At 61.5% G+C, this 234-nt stretch carries 1 protein-coding gene; it reads right to left on the reverse strand.

The window, feature by feature from the left end:
• The coding region (locus KVT38_RS34295) for a hypothetical protein (protein WP_217598155.1) at positions 1-234 on the reverse strand (234 nt) is incomplete at both ends.

Genomic DNA, 234 nt, shown 5'->3' on the forward strand with positions numbered 1-234 from the left:
TCGCCAGTGCCGTATACGGTGAACGCCCGCTGCAGGACGTTGTCCCAGCCGATCCATATCGTATCGCCGGGCTTCTCCTTCATCTGATTGGCGAGCGAGGTCGAGCCGAGCACCGCCTTCGAATCGCCGGCGATCAGGTTGAGATTTTCGTAAAAAGGATGCGCGAGCAGGCTGTTCTTGAACCCGGCGGCGCGGCCGAAGTCGTCGGTGTCGACGCCGATGAGCGTCGCTTTG

Origin of the sequence: Cohnella sp. GbtcB17 (assembly GCF_019091135.1) — a bacterium.
In the GTDB taxonomy this organism is placed as follows: Bacteria; Bacillota; Bacilli; order Paenibacillales; family Paenibacillaceae; genus Cohnella.